This window comes from Bradyrhizobium sp. Kon69 (genome assembly GCF_055807515.1).
On record NZ_JBVVOS010000194.1, the window covers coordinates 1 to 341 of the forward strand.

Below are 341 nucleotides of genomic sequence, written 5' to 3' on the forward strand. Positions count from 1 at the left end.
TTCATGGTGCTGGAGCAGCTCGCCGAGATCGGCATCGAGGCCGACGTGATCCTCGAGCCGATGCGGCGCGATTCCGGTCCGGCGATCGCCGCCGGCGCGGTGTTCGCGCAGAACCGCGCGAGTGAGGCGATCGTGCTCGCGCTCGCCGCCGACCACGTGGTGCAGGACAATGCCGCCTTTGTCGCCGCGTGTCGCCAGGGTCTCACGGCTGCGAGCGCCGGGCGCATCGTCACCTTCGGCGTCAAGCCGGAGCGGCCGGCGACCGAATACGGCTATATCAGCCCGGGCGAGGTCATCTCCGGCGAGGTGCACGCGGTCGCGCGCTTCGTCGAGAAGCCGGA

1 protein-coding gene is annotated in these 341 nt (G+C 70.4%); it reads left to right on the forward strand.

Annotation, left to right across the window (positions count from 1 at the left end; translation table 11 throughout):
- On the forward strand, window positions 1-341 hold a 341-nt coding region (locus tag AC0L3U_RS38795), incomplete at both ends, for a sugar phosphate nucleotidyltransferase (RefSeq protein WP_473365023.1).